The following is a 25,131-nucleotide window of genomic DNA, read 5'->3' on the forward strand; positions in this document are numbered from 1 at the left end:
GGGCTGGCAGATGTTGAAAGAAGAAAATGCAGAACTTCTTATCAATGGAAAGCGTGTGGAAAGTGATTATACCTTTAGACGGACTGGAAGAAACCTATTATATTGCAGACGTTTTACCAAAGCCAAAAGAATTTCAAAATAAAGCCTATTGCTACGCACTAAAAAAAGCCTGCAAATCTATGAATGATGAAATCGGCAAAATCACAGAGGAAAAACAGGACTATCAAGAATATGTGGAAAGTTTCGTCCATGAAATTAAAATACCGATAGGAGCATTGTCTTTGACGTTTGACAATACAAAAAATTACACATTAAAAAAAGAAACAGACAAAATATTTCAGTTAGTGGAACAAATGCTCTACTATGCAAGAAGCGAAAATACGGAAAAGGACTATTTTGTAAAACAGTTGCAGTTAGACGAAGTGATACATAATGTCATTCTGAAATTCCGTCATTCGCTTATGGAAAGAAAAGCAATTATCAATATCCATGACATAGAAAATGTCATTTATACTGATGAAAAATGGCTGACATTCATTCTATCTCAAATCGTGCAAAATGCGATTAAGTATTTTGATAAGCAAGAAAATAAGCTGACGATATACAGTCAAGACAATGGTACAAATATATTGCTTGTGATTGAAGATAATGGTTGTGGAATAAAAGCGTCTGATTTATCCCGTGTATTTGAAAAAGGTTTTACGGGTTCAAATAGAAACAAGGCAAATGCAACGGGTATGGGACTGTATCTATCGAAAAAATTATGCGATAGGTTGGGCTTGAAATTGGATATTGCTTCTACGGAAAAAGAATATACAAGACTGACCATTACATTTCCAAAAGGAACAGTTCATAATTTTTCAGAGTAATTTGAAAACCATGCCAACATTGATACGGTGCTTTAAGGGGGCTTGCATTATGGAAAGCTTTAAGTACAATTCTTTGCAATCAAATTCCACCTAATAGCACACTATTAAAAATTGAATATGTTTTAGCTTTAAAGGCTCGTACAGACTATATGTTTTGTGCGGGCTTTTTTCATACCCGAAAAAAATTTAAAAATTTTTCAAAAGAGGTCATTAAATCACACCTTTCATTCCCTATATGGTGCGGAAAGAGGGATAAACACTTTTCAAATCATAGTGGAAAGGGGGTGAGATTGATGAAACCGTCTGACTTCCAGAAAACAGTTCAATGTCGATTTGAAAGTTGTTTGAAGAAAGTTGTCCGTCATATTGTAAAGGACTACCAACAAGGATTGAAACGACGAAAAGATAAAGAAATTCCATTCTGTGAACTTCCAGAAATTTTCGTTGAAAATTTTGCTGTGTGGGATGACTACGAAACAGATTATACAATCTTTTCAGTATGTGGCATTGATATTCGTGTCCTTGATGATGAGCTGGCAGAAGCCTTGAAAAAACTTCCAGAAAGAAAGAGAAATACTCTGTTAATGTATTACTTCTTGGAAATGACAGAAAGTGAAATTGCCAACTTACAAAAGATTACGCAAAGCGGTGTATTTAGAAACCGACATCATGCTTTGGAAACTATGAAAAAAATACTAAAGGAGAAGCAGTAAAATGAAGCAAACATTTAAGAAGCCGTCCTACTATTTGCTTTCGCAAGCAATGGACGGGGACGAAAAAGCGATTGAAAAAATACTGGCATTTTATGACCCGTACATATCAAAGTGCTGTTTGCGCCCACTCTATGATGAATACGGCAATGTCTATATTGTTGTAGATATGGAGTTAAAGGGACTTATCCGAGAAGCACTTATCAAAATGATTTTAGGGTTTGATATTGCCTTAGAAATCGAAGAAGAATAAGCAGTTTTTTGCAGAGCATGGTTTAATGTCCCCCTCTTTCCTGCTCTGCCCTGCTTTTACATGAAAGCAACACGCTTTCGCCACAGCTCTTTGACAACTGAATAAAGCAGACAGATACGTTTGTGAGATAGCGAGCCACGGGGACTGTACGCCACGACCTTTCCAAAAGAAAGCGAGCGACTCACGCAGTGATCCGAGAGCGACTGTTGGAAAAGTCGTTTTGCCATGACCTATCCTCACAGAATAATGATACGTCCGCATGGTGCGGTTCTGCCCACAAGAATGGGAATAGTTGAGATACTAATGGAGCTTTCCAAAGCCGTCTGTCTGCTTATGTAACTTATAAATAGACACACAGTAAAGGGGGTGTTACATTATGTTAAATACTGATGTGTTAAATGATGTGATGTTCCAGCGAGGTAAGGTGTTGGAATATGAATAAAACGAAGATAAGAGCAACGGAACAGCCGATTGCTGTTGATATAGAGGGACTGTCTGCTAGGTTATCTTGTGGTCGTGCTACTGCAAGAAAGATTGGCGAGCAGGCAGGAGCAAAAATTGTGATAGGTCGCAGGGTTCTTTATTCCATAGAAAAAGTCAAGAAATACTTGTTATATTTGGAAGAATAGAGCGATTTTCTATTTATGTTCTCTGGCGTGTGTAGTATAATAAGAAAGGACAAAGCACGCTGTGAGAACAAGAAAAGAGGCTTTTTCAGAAAGGAATGGTTCTCATGGCAATTAGTAGAAAAGACCCAAAAGGAAGAAAATTAAGAGAGGGCGAAAACTGGCGTAATGATGGAAGATACAGTTATCGTTATACAGATGTAAGAACAGGCAAGAGATTGACAGTCTATGCACAAGATTTACCAGAGCTTCGAGAAAAAGAGAAGCAGATTGCAAAAGATATGGAAGATAATATATTGACAGACGGAGCAATCAAAAAAATGACGCTTAACACGTTGTTTGAGCGTTATATGGCAACTCGTGAGCTGGCTGATACTACAAGAGTTAGTTATGTTCGTGCTTGGGAAAACAGAGTAAAAGACGAGATTGGAAATATTAAAGTTGTTCAGCTTTTACCCTCACATATTAAAGCGTATTATGCGAAACTTTCCAAAGCTGGATATGCTTATTCTACAATCAAGTATATTCACAACCTGCTTTATCCTGCATTAGAAATGGCTGTTGATGATGATATTATCCGAAAGAACCCTGCAAAAAGTTCCATTAGTGATTATGGAAAACCAGCAGAGGAAAAAGAAGCCTTAACAGTTTCTCAACAAGAAAAGTTTATGGAGTTTGTAAAACAGAGCAATGTCTATAACACATATTATCCTATGTTTACCATAATGATTGGTACGGGGTTAAGATGTGGGGAGCTTATTGGTCTTACATGGAAAGATATAAACATCAAGGCAAAAACGGTTAATGTAGACCACCAGCTCATTTATAAGAATTTAGGCGACGGTTGCAAGTTCCATATCTCAACACCAAAAACGTCGTCGGGTATTCGTATTATACCTATGACACAAGAAGTTGCAAAAGCCTTTGAGGAACAAAGAAAAATCAATTTTATGCTTGCAAAGGATAAGAGCATTGAGGTGGACGGGTGTTCGGGGTTTGTCTTTACAGCAAAATCGGGCAGACCGCTTATGCCGAATGGCGTAAATAGTGTTTTATACAACATTGTAGACGCATATAACAAAACCGAAGTAGAGAGAGCAAAAAAAGAGCATAGGAAAGCAGAGCTGTTACCAAAGTTTTCAGCTCATGTAATGCGTCACACAGCTTGTACCAGAATGGCAGAGTGCCGTATGGACGTAAAAGTTCTTCAATATATTATGGGACACGCTCATATAGATGTAACAATGGAAGTGTATAACCATATTGGAGAGCTGACAAGGATTGAAAATGAGATTGCAAGACTAGATAGTATGGTGTTAAATGCTTGACACCACAAAAAGAGAAATTGGTGTCAAATTGGTGTCAAAACAGAAAAAATCACAATTTCAAAAGAAATAAGATACTGCAAACCATTGATTTTAAAGGGTTTGCAAAAAAAATCTCAAAAAATTAGCACTCACCACTTGACAGTGCTAATAATAGGTGCTATATTACAACTAGAACAAAGGAAGGGGATAAAAAGAAAGCAAAAGCGAAAGGCTTTATGAATTCCCTACCACCCGAGTTCCAAGAAACAAGGTAAACAGCATATATAAAAAGGAGAGATGACTTATGTTAATGCCTAGTATTTTTGGAGAGAACTTATTTGATGATTTCTTTAATGATTTTCCATTCTATTATGATGATAAAGCAATGAAAGATACCGAGAAGAAGCTTTATGGCAAGAGAGCCAGCCACGTTATGAAGACTGATATTAAGGAAATGGATAACGGTTATCAGCTGGTAGTTGATCTTCCAGGATTTACCAAAGATGAGATTAAGGCTTCCCTGGAGAATGGCTATCTGACCATCAGCGCTGAGAAAGGTCTGGACAAAGATGAGCAGGAGAAAGAATCCGGTCATTATATCCGCAGGGAGCGTTACGCAGGAGCCTGCAGCAGAAGCTTTTATGTAGGCGAGGACGTACAGCAGGAGGATATTAAGGCTGAGTTTAAACATGGCATTCTGAAACTGTTTGTTCCGAAGAAAGAAGCGAAACCAGCAGTGGAAGAGAAGAAACACATTGCCATCGAAGGATAACTTTTCCCCCTTCAGAAGCATATTCTGAGAGAATAGCATAATTAAGAAGTAAGATGCCGCAGAATCACGGAAAATGGTGGTTCTGCGGCATCTTTTTTTACATTTGTTCGCTATTTTTCTGTCTTGACAATGCCTGTTGATTTAGCTATAATGGTGAAACTGTGAATATCCTAGTGAATTTGTACCCTTTTGGGTAATGAAATGTCTGCTTCTGCAGGCATTACCAATTATAAAAGTGGACTGTTTGGCGAATGAATGTTATCTGTGGTTGGTATATTTCTGCAGCTTTTTGTTCAGGACTTTTATAGTAATGGAATTTTCCGGGAGAAACAGCATATAAGAAATGTATGATACGGGGCGACAAGCCGCCGGAATGAAAGGGAGTAAGGCTATAATGGAAGAAAAGAAGAACTTACTAACCTATGCAGGACTTAAAAAACTGGAAGAAGAGCTGCATGATTTAAAGGTAGTAAAAAGAAAAGAAGTAGCAGGTAAGATCAAAGAGGCAAGAGAGCAGGGAGACCTGTCCGAGAATGCAGAGTACGATGCAGCTAAAGATGAGCAGAGAGATATCGAAGCGCGTATTGAAGAAATTGAGAAAATCCTGAAGAACGCTGAGGTTGTAGTTGAGGACGAAGTCGATCTTGACAAGATCAGCGTAGGATGTAAAGTAAGAGTACATGACTTCGAGTTTGACGAAGATATAGAACTGAAGCTGGTTGGCTCCACAGAGGCAAACAGCCTGGAAGGCAAGATTTCTAACGAATCTCCTGTAGGAAAGGCTCTTATGGGCGCACACACAGGTGATATTGTAGAAGTAGAGCTGCCATCCGGTATCATGAAGTACAAAGTGCTGGAAATCCAGCGTAATATTTAAGGAGGCACAAAAGTGGCAGAACAGAAGAATCAGGATCTGAATCAGCTTCTGAAAATCCGCCGTGATAAACTGGCAGAGCTTCAGGCGAATGGCAAGGATCCATTTCAGATAACAAAATTTAATCAGACCCATCATTCATTGGAAGTAAAGAACCTTTATGAGGCACACGAAGCAGAGCTGCTGAAGGATCGTACAGAGCCGGATGTAACAGGTCTTGATGAAGAGCAGGCGAAGGAAGTTCAGAAGAACGACTACGAAGAGAGAAGAAGTATTATGGATGCCAGCCCGCTCCATGTGGCAATCGCTGGACGTATGATGTTCAAGAGAGTCATGGGAAAAGCTTCTTTCTGCAATATCCAGGACTTACAGGGAAACATTCAGGTATATGTTGCAAGAGACGCTATCGGAGCAGATTCTTATGCAGACTTTAAGAAATCTGATATCGGCGATATCTTCGGTCTGGAAGGTTTTGCATTCAGAACCAGAACCGGTGAGATTTCTATTCATGCAGAGAAAATGACTCTTTTATCAAAGAGCCTGCAGATCCTTCCGGAGAAATTCCACGGACTGACAGATACAGATATGCGTTATCGTCAGAGATATGTAGACCTGATCATGAACCAGGAGAGCAAGAACGTATTTATCAAGCGCTCTCAGGTCATTAAAGAGATCCGAAACTTCCTTGCTGGCCGTGACTTCATGGAAGTAGAGACTCCAATGCTGGTTTCCAATGCTGGTGGTGCAGCTGCCAGACCATTTGAGACACATTACAATGCACTGAACGAAGATGTTAAGCTTCGTATTTCACTGGAACTTTATCTGAAACGACTGATCGTTGGCGGACTTGAAAGAGTCTACGAGATTGGCCGTGTATTCCGTAATGAGGGTGTTGATACCCGTCATAATCCGGAATTTACACTGATGGAGCTTTACCAGGCATATACAGATTATGAAGGAATGATGGAACTTACGGAATCCATGTTCCGCTATCTGGCAGAGAAGGTCTGCGGTTCCACCAAGATTTCTTACAATGGTATCGAGATTGATCTTGGAAAGCCATTTGAGCGTCTGACCATGAATGATGCGATCAAGAAATATGCAGGAATTGACTTTGACCAGGTTGCAGATGATGAAGCTGCCAAGAAGCTTGCTGCCGAACATCATATCGAGTATGAGGAGCGTCACAAGAAAGGCGATATTATCAATCTCTTCTTCGAAGAATATTGTGAGAAAGAGCTGATTCAGCCTACATTTATTATGGATCACCCAATCGAGATTTCTCCGTTGACTAAGAAGAAACCTTCTGATCCAAACAAGGTAGAGCGTTTTGAGCTTTTCATTAATACATGGGAAATGTGTAACGCATATTCCGAGCTGAATGATCCGATTGATCAGCGCGAACGTTTCAAGGCGCAGGATGCACTTGCAGATGCTGGTGATGAAGAAGCAAACCATACAGATGAAGATTTCCTGAATGCGCTGGAAATCGGTATGCCGCCGACAGGTGGTATCGGATACGGAATCGACCGTCTTGTTATGCTTCTGACAGACAGCCAGGCTATTCGTGATGTGTTGCTGTTCCCGACAATGAAGTCACAGGGCGCTTCCAAGAACGAAGCAAACAATGCGGCACAGGCAGCACCGGCTGTAAAAGCAGAGGAAAAACCTGCTGAGAAGATTGATTTTTCCAATGTAAAAATCGAACCGCTTTTTGAAGAAAACGTTGACTTTGACACTTTCAGCAAGTCAGATTTTCGAGCCGTAAAGATTGAAGCGTGTGAGGCAGTTCCGAAGAGTAAGAAGCTTTTAAAGTTCACTCTGAATGACGGAACAGACCGTAAACGCACGATTTTAAGCGGTATTCACGAGTATTATGAACCGGAAGAACTGGTAGGAAAAACAGCGATTGCAATCGTAAACCTTCCGCCGAGAAAGATGATGGGCATTGATTCCGAAGGTATGCTGATTTCAGCAGTACACGAGGAAGACGGAAGAGAGGGATTACATTTACTGATGGTAGATGAACATATTCCGGCTGGTGCAAAGCTGTATTAAAAATCCGATAAAGGATTAAAAAATGTAGGCTTTTTGATGTAGAGTACGACAAAGGTACGACAAATAAAACCTCCTTAATGGGCTATAATAAATGATTTTAAATAGTCCATGCAAAATGAAATCAATATTTTTACATTATGAGGACACTTTTCTAAGAGAAATTTTAGAAGAGTGTCTTTTTTGTTACGGTCATGTACAAAAAAACAGGAGGAAATTAAAATGGCAAATAACACAGCGTTAAGAGCAGGTAAAGATACTACTCGCACAATTACTTTCAAAAATAAGGAGCACGAAAAATTTTATTACACCTATCTGCCAAAGTGCAGATATCAGGATGTATACCACAAGGCATTGGTGTATTGTCTTGGAATTGACCGGGATACAAGAGAAAACGCAGAACAGATATACGATTTTAAGACAGGATACGTGAAAACGGAATGCCTGCATGAAGGCTGGCAGACAAGCGGCAGCGTAAGGATTATACGGCTGGCATTTAACCTATATTGTGACGGTACTCCCAGTGTTTATGATTATGAAGGAGACAGTGACAGACAGGTAGATGAATGCAGGGAATATTCGGTCAGTGATTTATTCTGCTGTGGCTATGCAAGGTACTTTTGGGAGGCAGTCAAAATCCGTTATCCGGAGTATTGTTTTTATCGGGATTGGGAGGATTCATATGCTGAAGGTTAGATTACAGGGAACAGTTAAGGATATACAGTGGTTTGGGAAACTTTTGGAACAGCACCCGAAAATCCGGGTGCTTGGAGTATCGAAACCGTTTGCAAATAAAGGAACAAACAAATATTTTCGTGTATACGCAGAAATAGAGAAAAGAGAAAATACCATGCAGTAAAGCATGACAGGAGAAAGGCAGGAAGAAAGTATGTGTAGAGTAATCGCAGTCGCAAACCAAAAAGGTGGTGTCGGAAAGACAACTACCTGTGTGAATTTAGGAATCGGTCTTGCAAGGGAAGGGAAAAAAGTGCTTCTGATTGAAGCAGATGCACAGGGAAGCATGGCGGTCAGTCTTGGGATTCAGGAACCGGACGAGCTGGATGAGACACTGGTCAATATTATGGAAAAACTTATCAATGACAAGGAACCGGAGCCGGGAGAAGGAATTATCCATCATGAAGAAGGGGTGGATTTTATCCCTGCCAATATTGAACTTGCAGGATTGGAGACTTCCCTTGTGAATGTCATGAGTCGGGAAATGGTATTGCGGCAGTATATATGTGGGATAAAAAAACAGTATGATTATATCCTGATTGACTGTATGCCCTCACTTGGTATGATTACCATTAACGCATTGGTGGCGGCTGACAGGGTATTGATTCCGGTAGAAGCGGCTTATCTTCCGGTTAAAGGGTTACAGCAGCTTATTAAGACAATAGGGCGGGTACACAGAAAACTGAATCCGGAGCTTTCTATCATGGGGATTTTGTTCACAAAAGTAGACCGCAGGACAAATTTCGCAAAGGATATTGCGGCTCAGATTCGAGAGGTGTACGGAAACAAAATACATATTTTTGCAAATTGCATACCGATGTCTGTAAGGGCGGCTGAAACTACCGCAGAGGGAAAAAGCATCTATCTCCATGACCCGAAAGGAATTGTGGCAGAGGGCTATCACTATCTGACAGGGGAGGTGTTGGATGATGAAGAGTAAGAGCGCAGAAAAGATAAAGCTGACTTCTTATGATGATTTATTTGGCAGTAGTGAAGTAACGGCAGAAGAGAAGATTGTATCCGTTCCGATTCGTCTTTTTCACACCTTCAAAGACCATCCATTCCGGGTATTGGATGATGAAAAAATGCAGGAGACTGTGGAAAGTGTAAAACGATATGGAATACTGATGCCGGGAATTGTACGTCCGTATGGTGATGGTGAGTATGAGATGGTGGCAGGGCACCGCAGATGGCGGGCGTGTGAACTGGCAGGAATGGAAGAGATGCCAGTAATTATCCGGGAAATGGATGATGATACTGCTACGGTGATAATGGTGGATACGAACATCCAGAGGGAAGATATTCTGCCCAGTGAGAAAGCCCATGCTTATAAAATGAAATATGAAGCCATGAAACATCAGGGAAGCAAGGGAGAGAAGCATACGGCTGATCTGGTAGGAGAAGCTGCTGGCGAAAGCGGAAGGACGGTTCAGCGGTATATCCGTCTATCATTCCTTATTTCCAGATTATTAGACTATGTAGACAATAAAAGACTTTCCATGAAAGCGGGAGAGAAACTTTCTTTTCTGACGGTAGAAGAACAGGAATGGGTGTTAGAGGCAATAGATAATGCAGTTTTGACGGTAACAGATAAACAGGCGGAGTTATTCAAGAATCATAGCAGGGAAAAGACGTTGAATCAGGGAATTATCTATTCTGTTTTATTGCAGAAAAAGGAAGCAGAAACAAAGGTAACTCTTTCGGCAAAGAAGGTACGCTCGTATTTTCCGCCAGCCTATACAAAAGAGCAGGTTGAGGAAGTAATTTATACGCTGTTGGAACAGTGGAGAAAGAAGAAAGGGAAGGAGGAACAGGAAGATGCAGGAGATACAGTTTGATTATTTTCATGGAATGGAAGCGGAACAGTATACCTTTTACCGGATTCCGAAAATTTTATTTACCGCAGAATGCTTCAAAACTATTTCCTGCGAAGCAAAGGTTTTATACGGTCTGTTGCTGGACCGTATGAGCCTGAGTATTAAAAATCGCTGGTTCGATGAAGAGGACAGGGTATACATTATTTTTACTGTGGAAGAAATTGCGGAGCTTATGAACTGTGGCACACAGAAGGCAGTGCGGTTATTAAAGGAACTGGATAGTGAAAAGGGCATTGGCCTGGTGGAAAAAAGGCGGCTTGGATTGGGGAAACCCAACGTGATTTATGTGAAGAATTTTATGGTCAAACAGCCTGAAAAGGAAGAAAAAGAGCCGGAAAAGCCTGTAAATACACAGAATTGTGAAAATCACAATTCAAGAGTTGTGAAAACCACAATTCAGGAATGTCCAAAATCACAATTCAAGAATGATGAAAATCACAATTCTGGAATGATGAAAACCACAATTCAAGAATGTGCAGAATCACAATTCAAGAATGATGAAAATCACAATTCTGGAATAGTGAAAATCACAACTCCTGAATGTCCAAAATCACAATCTAATAATACTGATATTAACAATACTGATTTTAGTGAAAATGAGTATAGTGACACTGAGAGTAGTGAAACTGATTTTAACGAGACAGATAATATCTTATCTAATCTTTCTCATCTATCAGTGAGGAAAACAGCAGGAATGATAGATATGGTGGAAGAGATGGAAGCCTATCGGAAAATTATCAGGGAAAATATTTCGTATGAGTGTTTTGAGGACAGCAGGTATCGACAACAGGAGGAAGTGGATGAACTTGTGGAACTGATGGTAGAGGTTATGGTCATGCCGGATAACAGCACTGTTCGCATTGGCGGAGTGGACAAGCCTGTGGTGATTGTGAAGAACCGCTTTATGAAGGTGGAACATGGGCATATTGAATATGTCGTTGGCTGCCTTGAGAAGAATACCAGCAAGGTAGGAAATATCCGGGCGTATCTTCTGACAACACTCTACAATTCAACCATGACCATAGAAAATTATTACAGAGCAGAAGTGAATCACGATATGTATGGAGGAGGATAAAACGGATGAGAAGAAAAGAATTTTTGGAGAATGTGGCAGTTCCGCTTTTAGGGATAGCTGTGGTAATGTTTATTGTTTATCTGTTTTGTGTGGAAAACGGTGTGTGTGATTACCGGAAATTGTGGATAGTTTCAGGGATTCCCTTTGGCATACAAAAAATGTATTTCTGGATGATTCCAAAAGGGTTTGATATAGGCGGTACTGTTGGAATGTTTGCTTTTAATCTGCTGATAGGAGGAATGATAGGCAGCGTGGTTTTGACATGGCGTTTGCTTATGGTGGGAACATATCTGTTAAAGAGTATTGGATATGGTGGTTTGTGGATAGTGAGAAAAGCATTTAGAACATGATTTCAAAGAGAAAAAACAAAGTATAAAAAATAGAATATAGAGTGTGAAAAGCAGCCAATGCGTAAAAAATATTGGCTGCTTTTTTGCCCTTTTTAAGAAAAACCTTGCGACACGGTGTCGCAAAGTAAAGGAGGATGTGTGTTGGGTAATCGTGCGGAATCGCAGGATTTGATTGACTTAGGAAACCGTATTCGCAAAAGGCGGCAGGAAATTCACTTATCACAGGAAGTATTAGCAGAAAAAACAGGTATCAGCCCCAACACGATCAGCAGGATTGAGGGAGGACAGACAGCAATGTCTATTGAGATATTCAGGAAGCTGGCGGTGATTCTGAAAACCGATGCAGGAACACTATTGGGGGAATGTAAGGAAGAAGAAAACCATCGTCTGTATGATTTGATTTGTCGTGCGAAAAAACTGAAACGGAAAGAACAGAAAATTTTGGAAAAGACAATGGAAGTGTTGATTGAGGGATTTGGTACGGAATTGTAGAAATTCAACAGATATGGTGGGAATATTTAGAAATATCCCCATATCTGATGAGGTAATGGAAAGCCAATGTTGTTAAACTTTAAGTCAGGAAAGAGAACAGATGCGGACAGAAAGGAGGCAGGATATGACAAGGGAAGAGTGCCTTGCATACAGACAAAGATGCCCATATGATGCAATGGGCGATTTCTCTGTTTTTTCGGAGAAAAAGGAAGATAGCAGGGATAATGAAGTGGCTGCTTCACAGCCGGAATTATCAGAACAAAATAAAGCATAAGAAATTTATGTGGCAGTAAAAGGAGTTTCAGGCTCCCGTTAAAAAAAAACGGGTGTGCCGGGAGCTGTCTTTTACTGTTTTTTCGTCTGTGATGTTTTTATTTTCTGCCACCCGGAAGAGGTGGTAGTTATGCTGACATTACAGGAATTAAAACAGATCGTAGATGTCCCATATCCGGGCATGAAAATTCCAACTGCAAAAAAATTAAAAGAATATGGAACGGTCATTGCCAAAAAGAGCATGGGTTGTGAGACAGAAATCTTGGCATTTCAAAATGGCTATGCGTTGTATCAGGTTAGTCGGTTCACTACGGTATTTCCGATTTGTTTTTGTGGGGAATATCAATACAATGCGGAACAGGCGGACTGTATTTCGGAAGAGTTTTTTAATCAAAGGGAGTGGTATATCCGTCTGGTATTGGAAGGAGAAGACCGTTTGAGTCGTAATCAGGAATCGAAAGAACAGGGCTGGACAATCTCATACAGTGATGTTTCGGAAGAATGGGGAATGCTTCAGACAGAAGAAAAGTCTCCATTGGAGATGCTGGTTGGCAGAGAGTCTGTAAATGAAATATTTGAGGTTTTGACGGAACTGCAGAAAAGGGTATTTTACGGATGTTTCTTTCATCAAAAAACACAGAATGAACTGTCAAAAGAATTGGGAATTTCTCCGTCTGCGGTGTCCAGAACCCTGTCAAGGGCGATGAACAGGATGCGGAGATATTATGCAGATGTACGGTCAGGTGGCTGCAATCGAAAAGAGATAAGATAGTGGGAGGAAAGAAGATATGCGTGGAAAGAAGCCGAAAGAACGAAAAAATTATATTTTGCGGACAGAAAACGAAACACTTGTGGAAGTAACCAGGGAGGTTTATCTGGAATGGTATCAGTCCCGGAGAAGGGAAAAATACCAGCAGGAACAGAAACAGAAATACGGTGTTTGCAGTCTTGATGTGGTGCAGGAAGGCAGTTTTGCAAAAACTTCTATATCGCAGGAAGGACAGCCGGAGGAGATGGCAGTACGCAGTGAATGCCTGAAAAAATTGAAGGAGAGTTTAGAACAGTTACCGGAACAGGAGGCATATCTGATTTATCTGTTATTTTTTGAAGAGGTTACAGTGAAAGAAGCGGCACAAATTTGTGGATGTAGCCGTAAAACAATACAGAACAGAAAAAAACGAATTTTGAAGACACTTAAAAATATAATGAAAGAACTTGGAATTGAGGGAGGATGTATTTATTTCAATTAAAATAGTGGAAAATTGTTCTAAAATCATATAAATTTAAAGTTATAGTATCAGTATAAGACAACGTATATGAAATGAAAACAGCTTTGTAAATTGGTGGGAAGAGCTGTCAGTTTACAAAGCTGTTTATGTATCCGAAGTTAGCTTCTATAATTATGATATAGAATACAAGCAGAAGAATGGAAAAATCTTTGGTGAGTAGCAGGTGGTTAAATATTTTTTTGCTTTTTTGGTTTAGGTGTCACCAATTATGTATTATATGTGTGATATATATGAGGAGAAAAAAAGATGAAAAGAAATGCTGATCAGATTTTTAATAAATATTGTAAACTGTTGTATAAAATATCAATTATTATGCTGTGTAGCGAAGAGGATGCTTATGATGCAGTGCAGGAATCATTTTTGAAATATTTAAATACAAAAAAGGACTTTAATGACGAAAGCCATGAAAGAGCATGGCTGACAAGAGTTAATATTAATATTTGTAAAAACATACTCCGTTTCAGAAGGATGCATCCAACGGTAGATTACGAAACTCTTGCACTACATTACCATAAACCTGAAGAAACAGGAATTATGGATACATTGATGACATTAAATGCAAAGGATAAAGAAGTACTAATTCTTTATTATATAGAAGGCTATTCTTGCAAGGAGATTGCTGATATGTTGAAGGTTTCAGAGAGTGCAGTGAAGAAAAAACTAGAACGGGCAAGAAAAAGATTAAAAGAAAAATATGAAAGTGAGGGCAGATAAAATTGGAAAAAAAATTAGAGAATATATCAAAATTAGCAGATGATATTGTGCTGACAGAGCAGAATGAGAGAAAACTCTTTATAGCATACAAAAAGAGAATTGAATCCCAAAGAAGAAAAAAAGTTCTTATGAGAGGATATTATCGTGTAGCAGTAGTTGCATTAGCTATGATGATAATGTTTTCTGTAAATTATTACCTGCAATCTCCTGATTTAGTAGTTTATGCGGCAACTGGGGATAAAATGGTGCAATTAAGACTAAATGAGAGAGTAAACTTGGAAAAACAAAGAACTCCATTGGGATATGGGTATGTTCTGGAAATGAGTGTGGAAGAAGGAAGCAGATATTATACGATAGAAAATGAACAAAACTTGAATGCTGATAATATTTTCAGAAATGGAAATAAGATTTTTTGGATGCCAGATGGAATGAATAGTATAAATTTCAGAGATCAGGACGGGAATGTTATTAAAATACCAGAAACTGACAGTTCAACACTAAATATTGAAGTATGTAATTATGACGGAAAAATGGTCGAAAGAATTACATTGATATTGGAAAGGAGAGATGGACAGTGTAGTGTTGAAATGTTAAAAAAATAATAAAACGGAGGAAGAATATGAAAACAATCAAAAAAATATGGAGCATATTATTAGTATGTGGACTGATTTTGGTGCCGACGATTAGTGTTTCAGCAGCAGAACAGGAGCCGGAAAAGGTTGAAGTTTCATTTTTTAATGAAAATGGCGAGGAAGTTAGCGTATCAGAGGAAATAGCAGATTCTTTTATGGAACAGTTGGATGTTGATAAAGAGGTAAACATTGTCTCAGATAAAAATTTAAGAGCTTCCTGTACGCATATTCCATGCAATCAGGTTAAGACAACTCTTTATGGTCATGCGAAAGTAAGTCCTACTGAATGCTGGGTCTATACCAAAAGAGTTATTATGTGCAAATGCTGTGGCGCTGCTCTAAAGAGTCTTTCTGATTGGCAGTTTGCATATTCACATGCACCACATTAGGAGGAAGAAATATGAGAAAAATTAAGCGTTTATGTGGTTTATTCATTTGTTGTTGTGTTGTAGTAACCAGTTCTGTGACTGCATTTGCGGCAGAGAAAGTTAAAGAGCCCTTTGCAAATTTAGAAGTTGTGACTGACAAAGAAACCATTAATGAAATTGTTTCAGAGAATCCCAGAATTCAAAAGTATTTAGACCAAAACGAAGTATTTGCCGATCTTGAAATTATCACAGATCAGAATGAGATTGAAAAAATCTGGGAAGAAAATCCAGATGTGAAGACACTGATGAAGTCAAAAGAATATTACTATCTCGCATATGTAAAAGGAAATGGTGTTCGTTTAAGAAGCACACCGAGCACTTCCGGAGTAATTAATGGGTTATTGTATGAAACCAGAAAAGATTGGGTTTTGTTAAATGATAATTATTCTTTGAATGAAAACTATATTTGGTGGCAGGTGTCTGACAGCTCAATCGGTTATCCGGGATGGATCGTGAATGACTATATCTATTTAAGTGCTGCCCAAAGTGCAGGAAGAGCAGTTACGGTACCAGAGATTGACTTTGATACATTAAAATTTGTTCAGTAGGTTATTTTCTTTGAAAAAGATAAATATACGTATGCTTAATGTAAAGAATAACAACTGATAATTCTACGATTGGAGGTAGCGATAATGTTCAGATTTAATAAAAACCATATAAAGATGGATATGAAAAAAATTAGAAAAGTAATGAGCATATTTTTGGCTTGTTGTTTGTTGTTGTCGATAAATTTTGAAACAGTATTTGCTTCCGACATAGAGACAAATACGAATGCTGATATAATGTCTCTCGATGGACCTTCTACGACATTTGATGGACGTCTGTTTTTGGATGAAAACGGTAACTATTCAGGGCAACTTCGTAGTGGCTTTACAACGGTAACATGTGTCCTGAGTGGAAGAACTGGTGGAATTCCTACCTTATATACGATTTATATTCGTTGGCAAGGTTCTAATGCGGTTCAAGCGTTAAGGGCTGATAACCTATATATTGTAGGTGATTCACAATATTATAGTAAAGGTTTTCTTATTGATGGATTATCTGCAACACAAGGATATCGTTCAATAGGTACTTGCGTGATTCCTGACACTGAAGAAAGTGTATATATTTCAACAAATAATCTCCGATGCTATTTTTACAACGAAGATTATTGGATTAAATTTAATGAAATAGGTGGATGGGTTGATGTGTAAAAAAGTTTTAATAAATCCAGAGACAGAATCGTTTATAAATGACTTAAAACGAGAATATAATAACAGCATTGTAAAACCGTATAAGAAAACAAGAGATGTTCTTGAAATTCTTATGAAAAAATTTGTTTTATATCAAAAAGTATCCATACAAAAGATGGACGCTATAACACGTGCCACGTTGGAAACTTTACCAATTAAAAATTTAAATGTGTCAGATATTTATATAGTTAAAGACAATGAAATAAGCCATAGTTTCTATTTGTATTTTCATAGCAGATATGCATTAGAACCTTTTCTTTGTGTTGTGTATGATAATGATACGGATAGACTATATAGTAATTGTGCCATGCTTGAAATGTATATTACGATTCTTCATGGAATAGATGTTGGTGAAATAGAAACTGATTCTATAAAATACCATAATTATCTTAATACGTTATATTCATATAATGAATGTAAAAAAGAGACTGAATACTAAAGAATGTACATTGGTAGACACATTTAAGGAAAGTAGAGGTATATTGGTTGATTCTACATATCTTGATTGGGCTAATTAAAAATTAATGTGAATAATGATTACGGGAGAGAATTGTTTTTTATGCAGTTCTCTCCCGTTTTTTGTATCAAATACGCTAGTGTTGTTTTAACAATTCTCTTTAATAATGCTGGTGTTTGTTGCGATAGAAAACACACTGACAATTCTTTGAAATCCATATAACAAAAAATTTCTATAAACGGTCAATTTTTACCCTCTCCAGCCTGCGATTAGTGAGAGGGTATTTTCTTATTTCAAAAATCCCTTTATATGTACCTTGATAATTTCATAGCCTGCCTGAATAGATACCCGGCATGGAGTGGGCATTCTGCCCACCCTTTCGGAGAAAACGCTGCGGAAAGAAAACCGGAGCAGGGAACGGGTTCAGGATGAGAACAGGAAAAACGCTCAATAAAAAAACAGTCCGGTTACGGGCTGTATAACAGTAGATACCATGCAGGGAAGTTCCGCTTAGGGAAGTTCCCTGTATTCATGTACTGTTATGGGCAGTACAAGTAAAAAAGGAGGTAAAGAGATATGGGAACTTAGGAAAAATTTTTGAAACAGGACAGTATTAGAATGGCAAAAAACAAAGAAAGAGAGGTACTTAGCGAATGAAAGGGAAATCAAAGAGAATCGTATCGGGATTTCTCTCGGCATTGACAATCATTTCTTCTATTATGCAGCCAGTTACCACTTATGCGGCAGAAGCGGAGCCAGCGGCTTACGAAGCAGAATATCCTGACATGGAAAAAGTAAAGGGTGCCCTTGCTGAAGATGAGATTGTAACGGCGGAAGATTATGAAGTAGAAGCAGGAACGGGTTTTGACGTGAAAAGTGATTTCTCAGGAATGAAGATTCATCCGGAAAAAGTAAAGGTCACGTACCACGAGGCAAAGAACCAGAATGGACAGGCATTTGATGGAAATAAAGCAGATACGTATCATGCAGTGTATTTTGTAGAGCCTGTCAGTGGTCATCCGTCTTATCATGTGCAAAGAAATATTGTGGTAAGAGAGCCGTCAGCGGAAATCCATAAAGAGAAAAATGCACAGGATTCTGACGGAAATGATCAGACCGGGGGAGAGGATGCAGAGGAAGGCGAGACGGACTCGCATAAGAAAAAACTTTCGGAAACAGAACTGAATCAGGCATTAGAAGCATTAAAAGGGCAGGACACTTATGATGAGGAAAGTGGCCTGAAACTTTTAGATGTTATGGAACAGTTTAAAAACCATATGATTGCAGGGAATGTGGACCTTTTGGCATTGGAGGAAGGAGAAACGGTTACTTTTACTGCATACAATCCTAAAATGCTGCGTTCATCACAGGTAGAGGTAAGTTCCGGCGGCTGGTATTATTATGCAGACTATGGTCTGGGTTCCTACCTGACTTGTCCGTTTACCGTAAAGTTTGGAAGCGTGACGGCAACCGCATACTGCATCCAGCCGTCAAAGCCGGGACCGGGCAGCGGAGTATATGAAATTACAAAACTGGGAGACGGCAAAGAATTGTCCAAAGTGTGTTATTATGGGACAAATGCAAGCGGAGAGGATTGTTTTTTTGATAAGAAATATCCCGATTTTTCAGCCGGAAAAAGATTTGTCGTGACACATCTTGCGGCATCCTATGCAGAGGGAAGTGAAGATGCTTTTTATGGGGCGAATGATACCGGAATCGCATTGGCAAAAGAATTATATAGTTATGCGGTCAGCCAGCCGGAAATCCCGGATGCGGCTATGGCATTTTCAGATGACAAAGTAACTGCTTATGTAGATGGAAATATCCAGAGAACAAAAGAAGTAACGTTTCAGGCAGACAGCAGACAGTCCATTACCATGAAACTGCCAAAGGGCGTAAAGTTTCATAACGTATCCACAGGAAAAATCAGCAATGCAGGGGCAGATGTTGTAGTAAAAGGAGGTACAACGTTTTTTCTTTCAGCGCCGTTGACCCAGACGGAAGATGTGGGACAAAACTGGTCTGCAAAGATGAAAGGAAGCATAACAAAGGATTATTCTGCTTATAAAATTACCACAGGTTCCGATACGCAAAATCTGGCACTGGTTTTTGGAGAGGGAATAGAGGAAGAAACTACGGCTTCTTTTCAGGTTACATGGCTGGAACTTGCAAAAGTTCAGGTTGTAAAAGTAGATTCTGAAAAAGAGGATGCGAAACTGTCCGGTGCAGTGTTCGGCATTTATAAAGATAAAAACTGTACACAGCTTATCAAGGAGATGCCAAAGACAGATAAGAACGGTACGGCCTCTGTGGAAATTGTGAAAACACAAGATACGGTATATTTAAAAGAGATTACGGCACCAACCGGGTATCGTATCAATACATCCGCATATAATGTGAAACTTGTAGCAAATCAGTCTACTTCTGTAACTGTTCCGGATAAAGAACAGCTTGGAGAGCTCACTGTATATAAAGAGGGACAGGTATTGACGGGTGCAGATTTAAGCGAGAAAGGCATTGTGTTCCGCTATGAGAAACGCCGACAAAAAGGTGCTGTTTATTCTGTATATGCAGGAGAGGATATAATGACCGCTTATGGGGCACAGGTATATAAGAAAGGCGAGCTGGTAAAAGAGCATCTGGTAACGGGAGATAACGGTGCGGCAGTATTAAAAAATCTCCATCTCGGAACTTATATTGTGAAGGAAATGCAGGCACCAGAAAACTTTTATAACGCAAAAGAAGAAAAGACAGTGACGTTATCTTATGCAGGGCAGAATGCAGAAGCGGTATTTTCAGAGACTACTTTTATCAATGACAGACAGAAAGCAAAAGTATCCGTGGTAAAGAAAGATAAGGATACAGAAAAACCTTTGGATGGCGGTATTTTCGGTTTGTATGCCGGAAATGATATTGTAAACGCAGACGGCATTGTGGTTGTGAAGAAAGGTTCTCTGATTGAAAAGGCAGTCACAGGTGAGGATGGGACAGCGATATTTACAGCGGATCTTCCGATTGGAAATTCTTACTATGTAAAAGAAGAACAGGCTCCGTCCGGGTATCAGAGAAATAAAGAAGATATATATTCTTTTAAATTTTCATATACCAATGACAGCGAAGCTGACGTTTCTTTCTCCCATACATTTGTAAATGAACGTGTGACAGCAAAGATTTTCCTGAAGAAAAAAGATGCAGAAACAAACAAAGCAGAACCGCAGGGCGATGCCACATTGGAAAAAGCAGTATATGGTTTGTATGCACGTGAAGATATCGTACATCCGGATGGGGCAACAGGTGTGATTTATAAAGCCGGGGATAAGGTGGCATCACTGACAACCAATGAAAAAGGGGAAGCAGTTGCAGAAAACCTGTATCTCGGTAAATATTTTGTGAAAGAAATTACACCGCCGACAGGTTATCTGACAGATAAAAATGAATATGATCTTGTCTGTGATTATGAAGGGGATTTAGTGGCTGTGGTGGAACGAAGCTGTACATCCTTAGAGCAGGTCAAGAAGCAGCCGTTCCAGATTATTAAGGCTGCAAATAACGGGAATACCGATGCAGCACTTCTTGAAGGCGCAGGATTTACTGCTTATCTGGTATCTTCTTTAACTGTGAAAGAAGATGGAACTTATGACTTTGATTCCGTTACTCCGGTGGTACTTGGAGAAAATGGGGCAACTGAAATCTTTACCGATAAAAAAGGCTATGCAGTATCCATTCCACTTCCATATGGAACTTATGTGGTAAGAGAGACAACGACACCGCATAATTATAAACCAGTGGATGATTTTATTGTAAGAATCACAGAGCATAAGCCGACAGAGCCGCAGGTATGGCGTGTGCTTTTGGATGATGAGTTTTCTGCCAAATTGAAAATCACGAAACAGGACGATGAAACAAAGAAAACAGTGCTGGCTGCTGGAACAGAATTTAAGATTTACGATATGGATAATGAGAAATATGTAGAACAGGTAACGACCTATCCGACTACTATTGTACATAAATCCTATTTTACCGATGCTGATGGATATTTAATCCTTCCGCAGAATTTGAAAATCGGTCATTATCGTATTGAAGAAGTGACAGCGCCCGATGGATATACCATCAACAAGAATTATGCGGAAATTAAAGTAGATAGCGATACTCTGTATCAGATTGAACCGGTTTCAGGAGATGCCATTATCGAAGTGGTTTATGAAAATCATCCGGTAAAAGGGGAACTTACAGTAGTGAAAAAAGGTGAAGTTCTGAAAGACTACGGAAAGGACTTCAAATATGAGATGGAAAACCTTGCCGGAGCAGTCTTTGCAATCTACGCTGCAGAAGATATTTATACTGCAGATTTTCAGAAAGACGATGCCGGAAACCGTATTTTAGAGTATGCCAAAGATACTTTGGTGGCAGAGCTTACAACAGATGAAACAGGAAGTGCCACAATCAAAAATCTTCCACTTGGAAATTACAGGGTTGTAGAAAAAACAGCACCGGATGGTTTTGTACATAACAAAGCAGAGCAGAATGTGCAGTTTGTCTATGTGGATCAGGATACTCCTGCCGTGGTGGAAAGCGTAGAGTTCATCAATGAGCGTCAGAAAGTGGAAATTTCCGTGGAAAAACAGGATGCGGAAAATGGCAGCACCATCGCCGGAGCAGAGTTTGGTTTATATGCAAAAGAAGACATCAAAGCCGGGGGAAAAGTGATTGTGAAAGCAGATGAGCAGCTTTGTACAGCCGTCACAGGCGAAGATGGAACAGCAATTTTTGAACAGAATTTACCATTTGGAAGCTACTATATCAAAGAATTACAGGCACCGGACGGATTTGTTTCTTCTGATGAGATTATCGAAGTGACTGTTTCTTATCAGGGTCAGGATGTAGAAGTTGTCCGCCTGAAAGAAATCTTTAAGAATCAGCCTACAACGGTTGAGTTTAGAAAATCTGACCTTACCACAGGCGTGGAACTGGATGGTGCAACTCTAACGGTTCTTGATAAAGATGGAAATGAAATTGATAAATGGACTTCCGTAAAAGGGGAACCGCATATCATCAAACGTCTGCATGTCGGGGAAACCTATATCCTGCGTGAAGAATTTGCGCCATATGGCTACTTAAAAGCAGAAGAAGTGGAATTTACAATCACGGATACTGCAGAGATTCAGAAAGTGGAAATGAAGGATGACGTTCCGATTGGACGTATCATCATCAACAAAAAAGGTGAATTCTTAAGTGAAGTGAGCTGGAATGACATGGTTGCAGGAGCAATGGATTCCATCTGGGGTTATGTGACAGGCTCTTTGAAAGACGTTACCTTTGAAATTTATGCCAGAGAAGATATTAAAGCCGCTGACGGAGAAAGTGATGATTATTACAAAAAGGATGAACTGGTAGCAACCATCAAAACCGATGAACTTGGCATTGCAAGAACCGATGACCTGCCGCTTGGAAAATACTATGTGGTAGAAAAAGAAACAGCCGATGGTTTTGTGTTGGACGGAGAGCCGAGAGACATTGATCTGACTTATCGTGATCAGGATACTCCGGTGGTAACTTTCGATTCTGAATGGCAGAACAGCCGTCAGAAAGCAAAAGTGATCGTAACCAAAAAAGAGAAAGATTCTGACCGTGTGCTGGAGGGCGGCGTATTTGCCCTTTGTGCCAAAGAAGATATTAAGAATACTGACGGTGATGTGCTTGTAAAAGCAGATACCATTATGGAGCAGAAAGCGACTGACAAGGATGGAAAAATCTTCTTTACTGCAGATCTTCCGGTAGGTGGCAGCTTCTATGTGAAGGAAGTAAAAGCACCTGCAGGTTTTGTTACGACAGAAGAAGTAAAAGAATTTACTTTCGAGTATGCTGGAGCGGATGTGCCGGAAGTTACTTTTGAGCACACCTTTGAAAATGAGGCAACTATCTTTGAAATCACAAAATCTGACCTTACCACAGGAGAAGAGTTACCGGGTGCAAAACTGGAAGTAACCGATCAGGACGGAACTGTGGTAGATGAGTGGACATCCGGTACGGAGCCGCACATTATCAAAGAACTGGAAGTCGGCAAAGAATATACTCTGACAGAAACACTTCCGGCAGATGGTTATGTGACAGCGGAAAGTATTACGTTCACTGTTGAAAATACTGCAGAAGTTCAGAAAGTGGAAATGAAAGACGATGTGACAAAGGTTGAGATTTCCAAAACGGATATTTCGGGGAAAGAATTGCCGGGGGCAAAAATGACGGTGCTTGATAAAGATGGAAATGCGGTGGAAAGCTGGACTTCTACAGACAAGCCGCATTATATGGAAAAACTTCCGATTGGAGATTATATACTGCGAGAGGAAACAGCACCGGAAGGATATCTGATAGCGGAGGATGTGGAGTTTTCTGTAAAAGATACCGGAGAGATTCAGAAGGTATCCATGAAGGATGAAAAGAAACCTTCGGAAACGCCGCAGACACCGCAGGAACCTTCAAAGCCGACAGACACACCGAAAACAGGTGATGATAGCAATATACGGCTGTGGCTGCTTCTTGCTGGTCTTGCATTGTGCGGAACAGGGGGTTCACTGTTCCTGTTAAAAAAGAAAAAATAAAAAAGAAATATTGGGTGTTTCCGAAGTGCTGGTCATTTTGGAAACACCCTGTTTTTTTGTTGATGGACGAAAGAGGTGTATGGAGATGATTGGAATTATTATCGGCGGAGCTGCAGTGGTCATAGCAGTTAGCCTATATTGCTGTATTCGTGTAGGGGCAGAGGAGGACAGGAGATTGGAAGAATTGGACAGGAGAGCAAAACAGGATGCAGAAGAAAGCGGATAATCAGAAATATGCAGAGGATAAGCCAAAGGACTGCTCTTACTGTTATTTTTGGAATAGCCGGAAGAATGGATGTTCCAAAGAAGAATGCTATTATCGGCTTTTGCCGGAGGAACCTTTTGAAGAGAAAGAGGAGACTTGGTGCTGTGAGGGATGCCCTTATGGAAGATATTCTCCTTGCATCGGGTACTGCCTGCAGAAGATTCTGCTGGAAATAAAACAGAAGAAAGCAGTCAGGGAGAAGGAAGGTGATTGTCTTGCAGGATGAAGTAAATGAAAAGGTGGTGTCTTTGTGTATACGGGGAGGGAAAATTTCTGCACAGATTTTAAAAGCATCGCTGCAGAAGCTGCTCAGGGAGATGGAACAGTCCCAAAAGCGGCAAAAAATTTCTGGAAAGGGGCAGAAAAAAGAAACCGTATATCATGGGAAACAGAGCATGGAAAAACTGAAAGCACACAATCAGGAGCTTTCTAATATTGAGGTTACAGATGGGAATATCCGGTCTTTTGAAAAATATGCCAGAAAATATGATATAGACTACTGCCTGAAGAAAGACAGGTCGGCAGAACCTCCGAAATATTATGTCTTTTTTAAGGCGAAAGAAGTGGATTCCATAACTGCCGCTTTTAAGGAATATACCGGATGGCAGTTAAAGAAAAGCAAAAAAGTATCTGTCCGGAAGAAACTGTATTTGGCAATGGAACGTGTGGCAAAGCACAGGCAGAGGGAAAAGATGAAACAGAAGAATCGGGGGCAGGAACATTGAGCAGGAAGCATAAAAAGAAGCCGGAGTCAGAAGTTATGACAGTTTTGAAAAAAATAGGACAGGACATTGCCGGACAGATGCCTGCGGTGGATAAGAAACGTCTGCTTATGATGAATATTCCCTATGTAATTGTTTTTTACCTGGCAGATAAGCTGGCATGGCTGCCCGGTCTGAAAAGATGGTGTGATTCCAATGAGGCTGTTTCCCGACAGCCGCCTGCAGAATTTTTATATTAATATAGAGAGAAAAGGAATAAAAGAATATGCAAAGAGCAACAAAAAAAGTGGAAAAGAAAAGGTTAGTCAGATATAAAGAGGGTGCAGAAATGTACAGTATGGGAATGAATAAATTTCAGACATTAGCAAAGGATGCGGGAGCCATCTTGAAGATAGACAGAATGGTATTGGTTGACTTAGATATTTTTGATCAATATCTTGAAACATTCCGGGTGCAGTAAAAGAATTATTTTTGATAAGGAAAGATTTTCAGAGAAAAGGAAAATACACTTGACTTACGGTTAAACCA

Annotated in this window: 30 protein-coding genes; all 30 read left to right on the plus strand. The window is 39.7% G+C overall.

Going from position 1 to position 25,131, the window contains the following annotated elements; translation table 11 throughout:
* The first annotated feature begins 53 nt into the window (after window positions 1–53).
* The 30 genes from I4V84_RS03145 to I4V84_RS03290 all read left to right on the plus strand — a co-directional run bounded on the left by I4V84_RS03145 (window position 54) and on the right by I4V84_RS03290 (window position 25,063).
* Window positions 54–869: a sensor histidine kinase gene (locus tag I4V84_RS03145; protein ID WP_272112939.1), complete on the plus strand. Its 816-nt coding sequence runs from the start codon at window positions 54–56 to the stop codon at window positions 867–869.
* Between the two features lie 293 nt (window positions 870–1,162).
* A complete protein-coding gene (locus I4V84_RS03150) occupies window positions 1,163–1,582 on the plus strand; it encodes a sigma-70 family RNA polymerase sigma factor (RefSeq protein WP_044998991.1) in 420 nt (139 codons plus the stop codon).
* Window position 1,583: 1 nt separating this feature from the next.
* Window positions 1,584–1,832 carry a helix-turn-helix domain-containing protein gene (locus I4V84_RS03155; protein ID WP_004613734.1) on the plus strand — a complete coding sequence of 83 codons (249 nt, stop codon included), beginning with the start codon at window positions 1,584–1,586 and terminating at the stop codon, window positions 1,830–1,832.
* Window positions 1,833–2,266: 434 nt separating this feature from the next.
* On the plus strand, window positions 2,267–2,461 hold the full coding sequence (locus I4V84_RS03160) for a hypothetical protein (RefSeq protein ID WP_055168632.1): 195 nt from the start codon (window positions 2,267–2,269) through the stop codon (window positions 2,459–2,461).
* A 104-nt stretch (window positions 2,462–2,565) separates the two neighbouring features.
* Window positions 2,566–3,786 (plus strand): tyrosine-type recombinase/integrase, encoded by a 1,221-nt coding sequence (locus I4V84_RS03165; RefSeq protein WP_055168668.1) that lies wholly within the window; start codon window positions 2,566–2,568, stop codon window positions 3,784–3,786.
* 283 nt (window positions 3,787–4,069) lie between these two features.
* Entirely contained in the window at window positions 4,070–4,537 is a 468-nt protein-coding gene (locus I4V84_RS03170) for an Hsp20/alpha crystallin family protein (protein WP_148461412.1), read from the plus strand.
* Window positions 4,538–4,931: 394 nt separating this feature from the next.
* Window positions 4,932–5,414: a transcription elongation factor GreA gene (greA, locus tag I4V84_RS03175; protein WP_148461413.1), complete on the plus strand. Its 483-nt coding sequence runs from the start codon at window positions 4,932–4,934 to the stop codon at window positions 5,412–5,414.
* 12 nt (window positions 5,415–5,426) lie between these two features.
* On the plus strand, window positions 5,427–7,469 hold the full coding sequence (gene lysS, locus I4V84_RS03180; RefSeq protein ID WP_173770609.1) for a lysine--tRNA ligase: 2,043 nt from the start codon (window positions 5,427–5,429) through the stop codon (window positions 7,467–7,469).
* Window positions 7,470–7,688: 219 nt separating this feature from the next.
* Entirely contained in the window at window positions 7,689–8,162 is a 474-nt protein-coding gene (locus tag I4V84_RS03185; protein WP_151190430.1) for a DUF6075 family protein, read from the plus strand.
* Window positions 8,149–8,325: a hypothetical protein gene (locus tag I4V84_RS03190; protein ID WP_173770147.1), complete on the plus strand. Its 177-nt coding sequence runs from the start codon at window positions 8,149–8,151 to the stop codon at window positions 8,323–8,325. The genes I4V84_RS03185 and I4V84_RS03190 overlap by 14 nt, the downstream gene beginning before the upstream one ends.
* A gap of 30 nt (window positions 8,326–8,355) precedes the next feature.
* On the plus strand, window positions 8,356–9,141 hold the full coding sequence (locus I4V84_RS03195) for an AAA family ATPase (protein ID WP_151190431.1): 786 nt from the start codon (window positions 8,356–8,358) through the stop codon (window positions 9,139–9,141).
* Window positions 9,128–10,039: a ParB/RepB/Spo0J family partition protein gene (locus I4V84_RS03200; protein ID WP_330591321.1), complete on the plus strand. Its 912-nt coding sequence runs from the start codon at window positions 9,128–9,130 to the stop codon at window positions 10,037–10,039. Before I4V84_RS03195 ends, I4V84_RS03200 begins: the two co-directional genes overlap by 14 nt.
* Window positions 10,020–11,153 carry a DUF6017 domain-containing protein gene (locus tag I4V84_RS03205; RefSeq protein WP_151190432.1) on the plus strand — a complete coding sequence of 378 codons (1,134 nt, stop codon included), beginning with the start codon at window positions 10,020–10,022 and terminating at the stop codon, window positions 11,151–11,153. Before I4V84_RS03200 ends, I4V84_RS03205 begins: the two co-directional genes overlap by 20 nt.
* A 5-nt stretch (window positions 11,154–11,158) precedes the next feature.
* Window positions 11,159–11,503, plus strand: a complete 345-nt coding sequence (locus tag I4V84_RS03210) for a DUF6050 family protein (protein ID WP_151190433.1) — start codon at window positions 11,159–11,161, stop codon at window positions 11,501–11,503.
* 138 nt (window positions 11,504–11,641) lie between these two features.
* Window positions 11,642–11,995, plus strand: a complete 354-nt coding sequence (locus tag I4V84_RS03215; protein ID WP_334284918.1) for a helix-turn-helix transcriptional regulator — start codon at window positions 11,642–11,644, stop codon at window positions 11,993–11,995.
* 124 nt (window positions 11,996–12,119) lie between these two features.
* Entirely contained in the window at window positions 12,120–12,269 is a 150-nt protein-coding gene (locus I4V84_RS03220) for a hypothetical protein (protein ID WP_173770149.1), read from the plus strand.
* 129 nt (window positions 12,270–12,398) lie between these two features.
* Window positions 12,399–13,040, plus strand: a complete 642-nt coding sequence (locus tag I4V84_RS03225) for a sigma-70 family RNA polymerase sigma factor (RefSeq protein WP_151190434.1) — start codon at window positions 12,399–12,401, stop codon at window positions 13,038–13,040.
* Between the two features lie 16 nt (window positions 13,041–13,056).
* Window positions 13,057–13,518, plus strand: a complete 462-nt coding sequence (locus tag I4V84_RS03230) for a sigma-70 family RNA polymerase sigma factor (protein WP_187565290.1) — start codon at window positions 13,057–13,059, stop codon at window positions 13,516–13,518.
* A 285-nt stretch (window positions 13,519–13,803) separates the two neighbouring features.
* Complete coding sequence (locus I4V84_RS03235; protein WP_151190355.1) at window positions 13,804–14,271, plus strand: sigma-70 family RNA polymerase sigma factor; 468 nt, start codon at window positions 13,804–13,806, stop codon at window positions 14,269–14,271.
* 2 nt (window positions 14,272–14,273) lie between these two features.
* Window positions 14,274–14,873 carry a hypothetical protein gene (locus tag I4V84_RS03240; protein ID WP_151190354.1) on the plus strand — a complete coding sequence of 200 codons (600 nt, stop codon included), beginning with the start codon at window positions 14,274–14,276 and terminating at the stop codon, window positions 14,871–14,873.
* Between the two features lie 17 nt (window positions 14,874–14,890).
* Window positions 14,891–15,292 (plus strand): hypothetical protein, encoded by a 402-nt coding sequence (locus I4V84_RS03245; protein ID WP_117639526.1) that lies wholly within the window; start codon window positions 14,891–14,893, stop codon window positions 15,290–15,292.
* An 11-nt stretch (window positions 15,293–15,303) separates the two neighbouring features.
* Window positions 15,304–15,879 (plus strand): hypothetical protein, encoded by a 576-nt coding sequence (locus tag I4V84_RS03250; protein WP_151190353.1) that lies wholly within the window; start codon window positions 15,304–15,306, stop codon window positions 15,877–15,879.
* An 84-nt stretch (window positions 15,880–15,963) separates the two neighbouring features.
* Entirely contained in the window at window positions 15,964–16,524 is a 561-nt protein-coding gene (locus I4V84_RS03255) for a hypothetical protein (protein ID WP_117639530.1), read from the plus strand.
* Window positions 16,517–17,002 carry a hypothetical protein gene (locus tag I4V84_RS03260; RefSeq protein ID WP_117639532.1) on the plus strand — a complete coding sequence of 162 codons (486 nt, stop codon included), beginning with the start codon at window positions 16,517–16,519 and terminating at the stop codon, window positions 17,000–17,002. The genes I4V84_RS03255 and I4V84_RS03260 overlap by 8 nt, the downstream gene beginning before the upstream one ends.
* Before the next feature lie 671 nt (window positions 17,003–17,673).
* Entirely contained in the window at window positions 17,674–23,616 is a 5,943-nt protein-coding gene (locus I4V84_RS03265) for a SpaA isopeptide-forming pilin-related protein (protein WP_173770152.1), read from the plus strand.
* A gap of 85 nt (window positions 23,617–23,701) precedes the next feature.
* The gene (locus I4V84_RS03270) at window positions 23,702–23,842 is read left to right on the plus strand and encodes a hypothetical protein (RefSeq protein WP_173770139.1); all 141 of its coding nucleotides are present in this window, start codon (window positions 23,702–23,704) and stop codon (window positions 23,840–23,842) included.
* Window positions 23,823–24,107, plus strand: coding sequence for a hypothetical protein (locus I4V84_RS03275; protein ID WP_158422086.1), 285 nt, complete (start codon window positions 23,823–23,825; stop codon window positions 24,105–24,107). Before I4V84_RS03270 ends, I4V84_RS03275 begins: the two co-directional genes overlap by 20 nt.
* A gap of 16 nt (window positions 24,108–24,123) precedes the next feature.
* Window positions 24,124–24,606: a PcfB family protein gene (locus I4V84_RS03280; protein ID WP_334286006.1), complete on the plus strand. Its 483-nt coding sequence runs from the start codon at window positions 24,124–24,126 to the stop codon at window positions 24,604–24,606.
* Between the two features lie 35 nt (window positions 24,607–24,641).
* A complete protein-coding gene (locus tag I4V84_RS03285) occupies window positions 24,642–24,842 on the plus strand; it encodes a hypothetical protein (protein WP_195991226.1) in 201 nt (66 codons plus the stop codon).
* 26 nt (window positions 24,843–24,868) lie between these two features.
* Window positions 24,869–25,063: a DUF6462 family protein gene (locus tag I4V84_RS03290; RefSeq protein WP_117639540.1), complete on the plus strand. Its 195-nt coding sequence runs from the start codon at window positions 24,869–24,871 to the stop codon at window positions 25,061–25,063.
* Window positions 25,064–25,131: the final 68 nt, after the last annotated feature.

Source organism: Ruminococcus sp. 1001713B170207_170306_F1, assembly GCF_015668065.1.
In the GTDB taxonomy this organism is placed as follows: Bacteria; Bacillota; Clostridia; order Lachnospirales; family Lachnospiraceae; genus Blautia_A; species Blautia_A faecis.

Bases quoted from the DNA above. Each gene is read 5' to 3' on its own strand.
- I4V84_RS03150 (WP_044998991.1), top strand. From the start codon at position 1,163: ATGAAACCGTCTGACTTCCAGAAAACAGTTCAATGTCGATTTGAAAGT.
- I4V84_RS03155 (WP_004613734.1), top strand. From the start codon at position 1,584: ATGAAGCAAACATTTAAGAAGCCGTCCTACTATTTGCTTTCGCAAGCA.
- I4V84_RS03160 (WP_055168632.1), top strand. From the start codon at position 2,267: ATGAATAAAACGAAGATAAGAGCAACGGAACAGCCGATTGCTGTTGAT.
- I4V84_RS03165 (WP_055168668.1), top strand. From the start codon at position 2,566: ATGGCAATTAGTAGAAAAGACCCAAAAGGAAGAAAATTAAGAGAGGGC.
- I4V84_RS03170 (WP_148461412.1), top strand. From the start codon at position 4,070: ATGTTAATGCCTAGTATTTTTGGAGAGAACTTATTTGATGATTTCTTT.
- greA (WP_148461413.1), top strand. From the start codon at position 4,932: ATGGAAGAAAAGAAGAACTTACTAACCTATGCAGGACTTAAAAAACTG.
- I4V84_RS03185 (WP_151190430.1), top strand. From the start codon at position 7,689: ATGGCAAATAACACAGCGTTAAGAGCAGGTAAAGATACTACTCGCACA.
- I4V84_RS03190 (WP_173770147.1), top strand. From the start codon at position 8,149: ATGCTGAAGGTTAGATTACAGGGAACAGTTAAGGATATACAGTGGTTT.
- I4V84_RS03195 (WP_151190431.1), top strand. From the start codon at position 8,356: ATGTGTAGAGTAATCGCAGTCGCAAACCAAAAAGGTGGTGTCGGAAAG.
- I4V84_RS03200 (WP_330591321.1), top strand. From the start codon at position 9,128: ATGATGAAGAGTAAGAGCGCAGAAAAGATAAAGCTGACTTCTTATGAT.
- I4V84_RS03205 (WP_151190432.1), top strand. From the start codon at position 10,020: ATGCAGGAGATACAGTTTGATTATTTTCATGGAATGGAAGCGGAACAG.
- I4V84_RS03210 (WP_151190433.1), top strand. From the start codon at position 11,159: ATGAGAAGAAAAGAATTTTTGGAGAATGTGGCAGTTCCGCTTTTAGGG.
- I4V84_RS03220 (WP_173770149.1), top strand. From the start codon at position 12,120: ATGACAAGGGAAGAGTGCCTTGCATACAGACAAAGATGCCCATATGAT.
- I4V84_RS03225 (WP_151190434.1), top strand. From the start codon at position 12,399: ATGCTGACATTACAGGAATTAAAACAGATCGTAGATGTCCCATATCCG.
- I4V84_RS03230 (WP_187565290.1), top strand. From the start codon at position 13,057: ATGCGTGGAAAGAAGCCGAAAGAACGAAAAAATTATATTTTGCGGACA.
- I4V84_RS03235 (WP_151190355.1), top strand. From the start codon at position 13,804: ATGAAAAGAAATGCTGATCAGATTTTTAATAAATATTGTAAACTGTTG.
- I4V84_RS03245 (WP_117639526.1), top strand. From the start codon at position 14,891: ATGAAAACAATCAAAAAAATATGGAGCATATTATTAGTATGTGGACTG.
- I4V84_RS03250 (WP_151190353.1), top strand. From the start codon at position 15,304: ATGAGAAAAATTAAGCGTTTATGTGGTTTATTCATTTGTTGTTGTGTT.
- I4V84_RS03255 (WP_117639530.1), top strand. From the start codon at position 15,964: ATGTTCAGATTTAATAAAAACCATATAAAGATGGATATGAAAAAAATT.
- I4V84_RS03260 (WP_117639532.1), top strand. From the start codon at position 16,517: ATGTGTAAAAAAGTTTTAATAAATCCAGAGACAGAATCGTTTATAAAT.
- I4V84_RS03265 (WP_173770152.1), top strand. From the start codon at position 17,674: ATGAAAGGGAAATCAAAGAGAATCGTATCGGGATTTCTCTCGGCATTG.
- I4V84_RS03270 (WP_173770139.1), top strand. From the start codon at position 23,702: ATGATTGGAATTATTATCGGCGGAGCTGCAGTGGTCATAGCAGTTAGC.
- I4V84_RS03275 (WP_158422086.1), top strand. From the start codon at position 23,823: ATGCAGAAGAAAGCGGATAATCAGAAATATGCAGAGGATAAGCCAAAG.
- I4V84_RS03285 (WP_195991226.1), top strand. From the start codon at position 24,642: ATGACAGTTTTGAAAAAAATAGGACAGGACATTGCCGGACAGATGCCT.
- I4V84_RS03290 (WP_117639540.1), top strand. From the start codon at position 24,869: ATGCAAAGAGCAACAAAAAAAGTGGAAAAGAAAAGGTTAGTCAGATAT.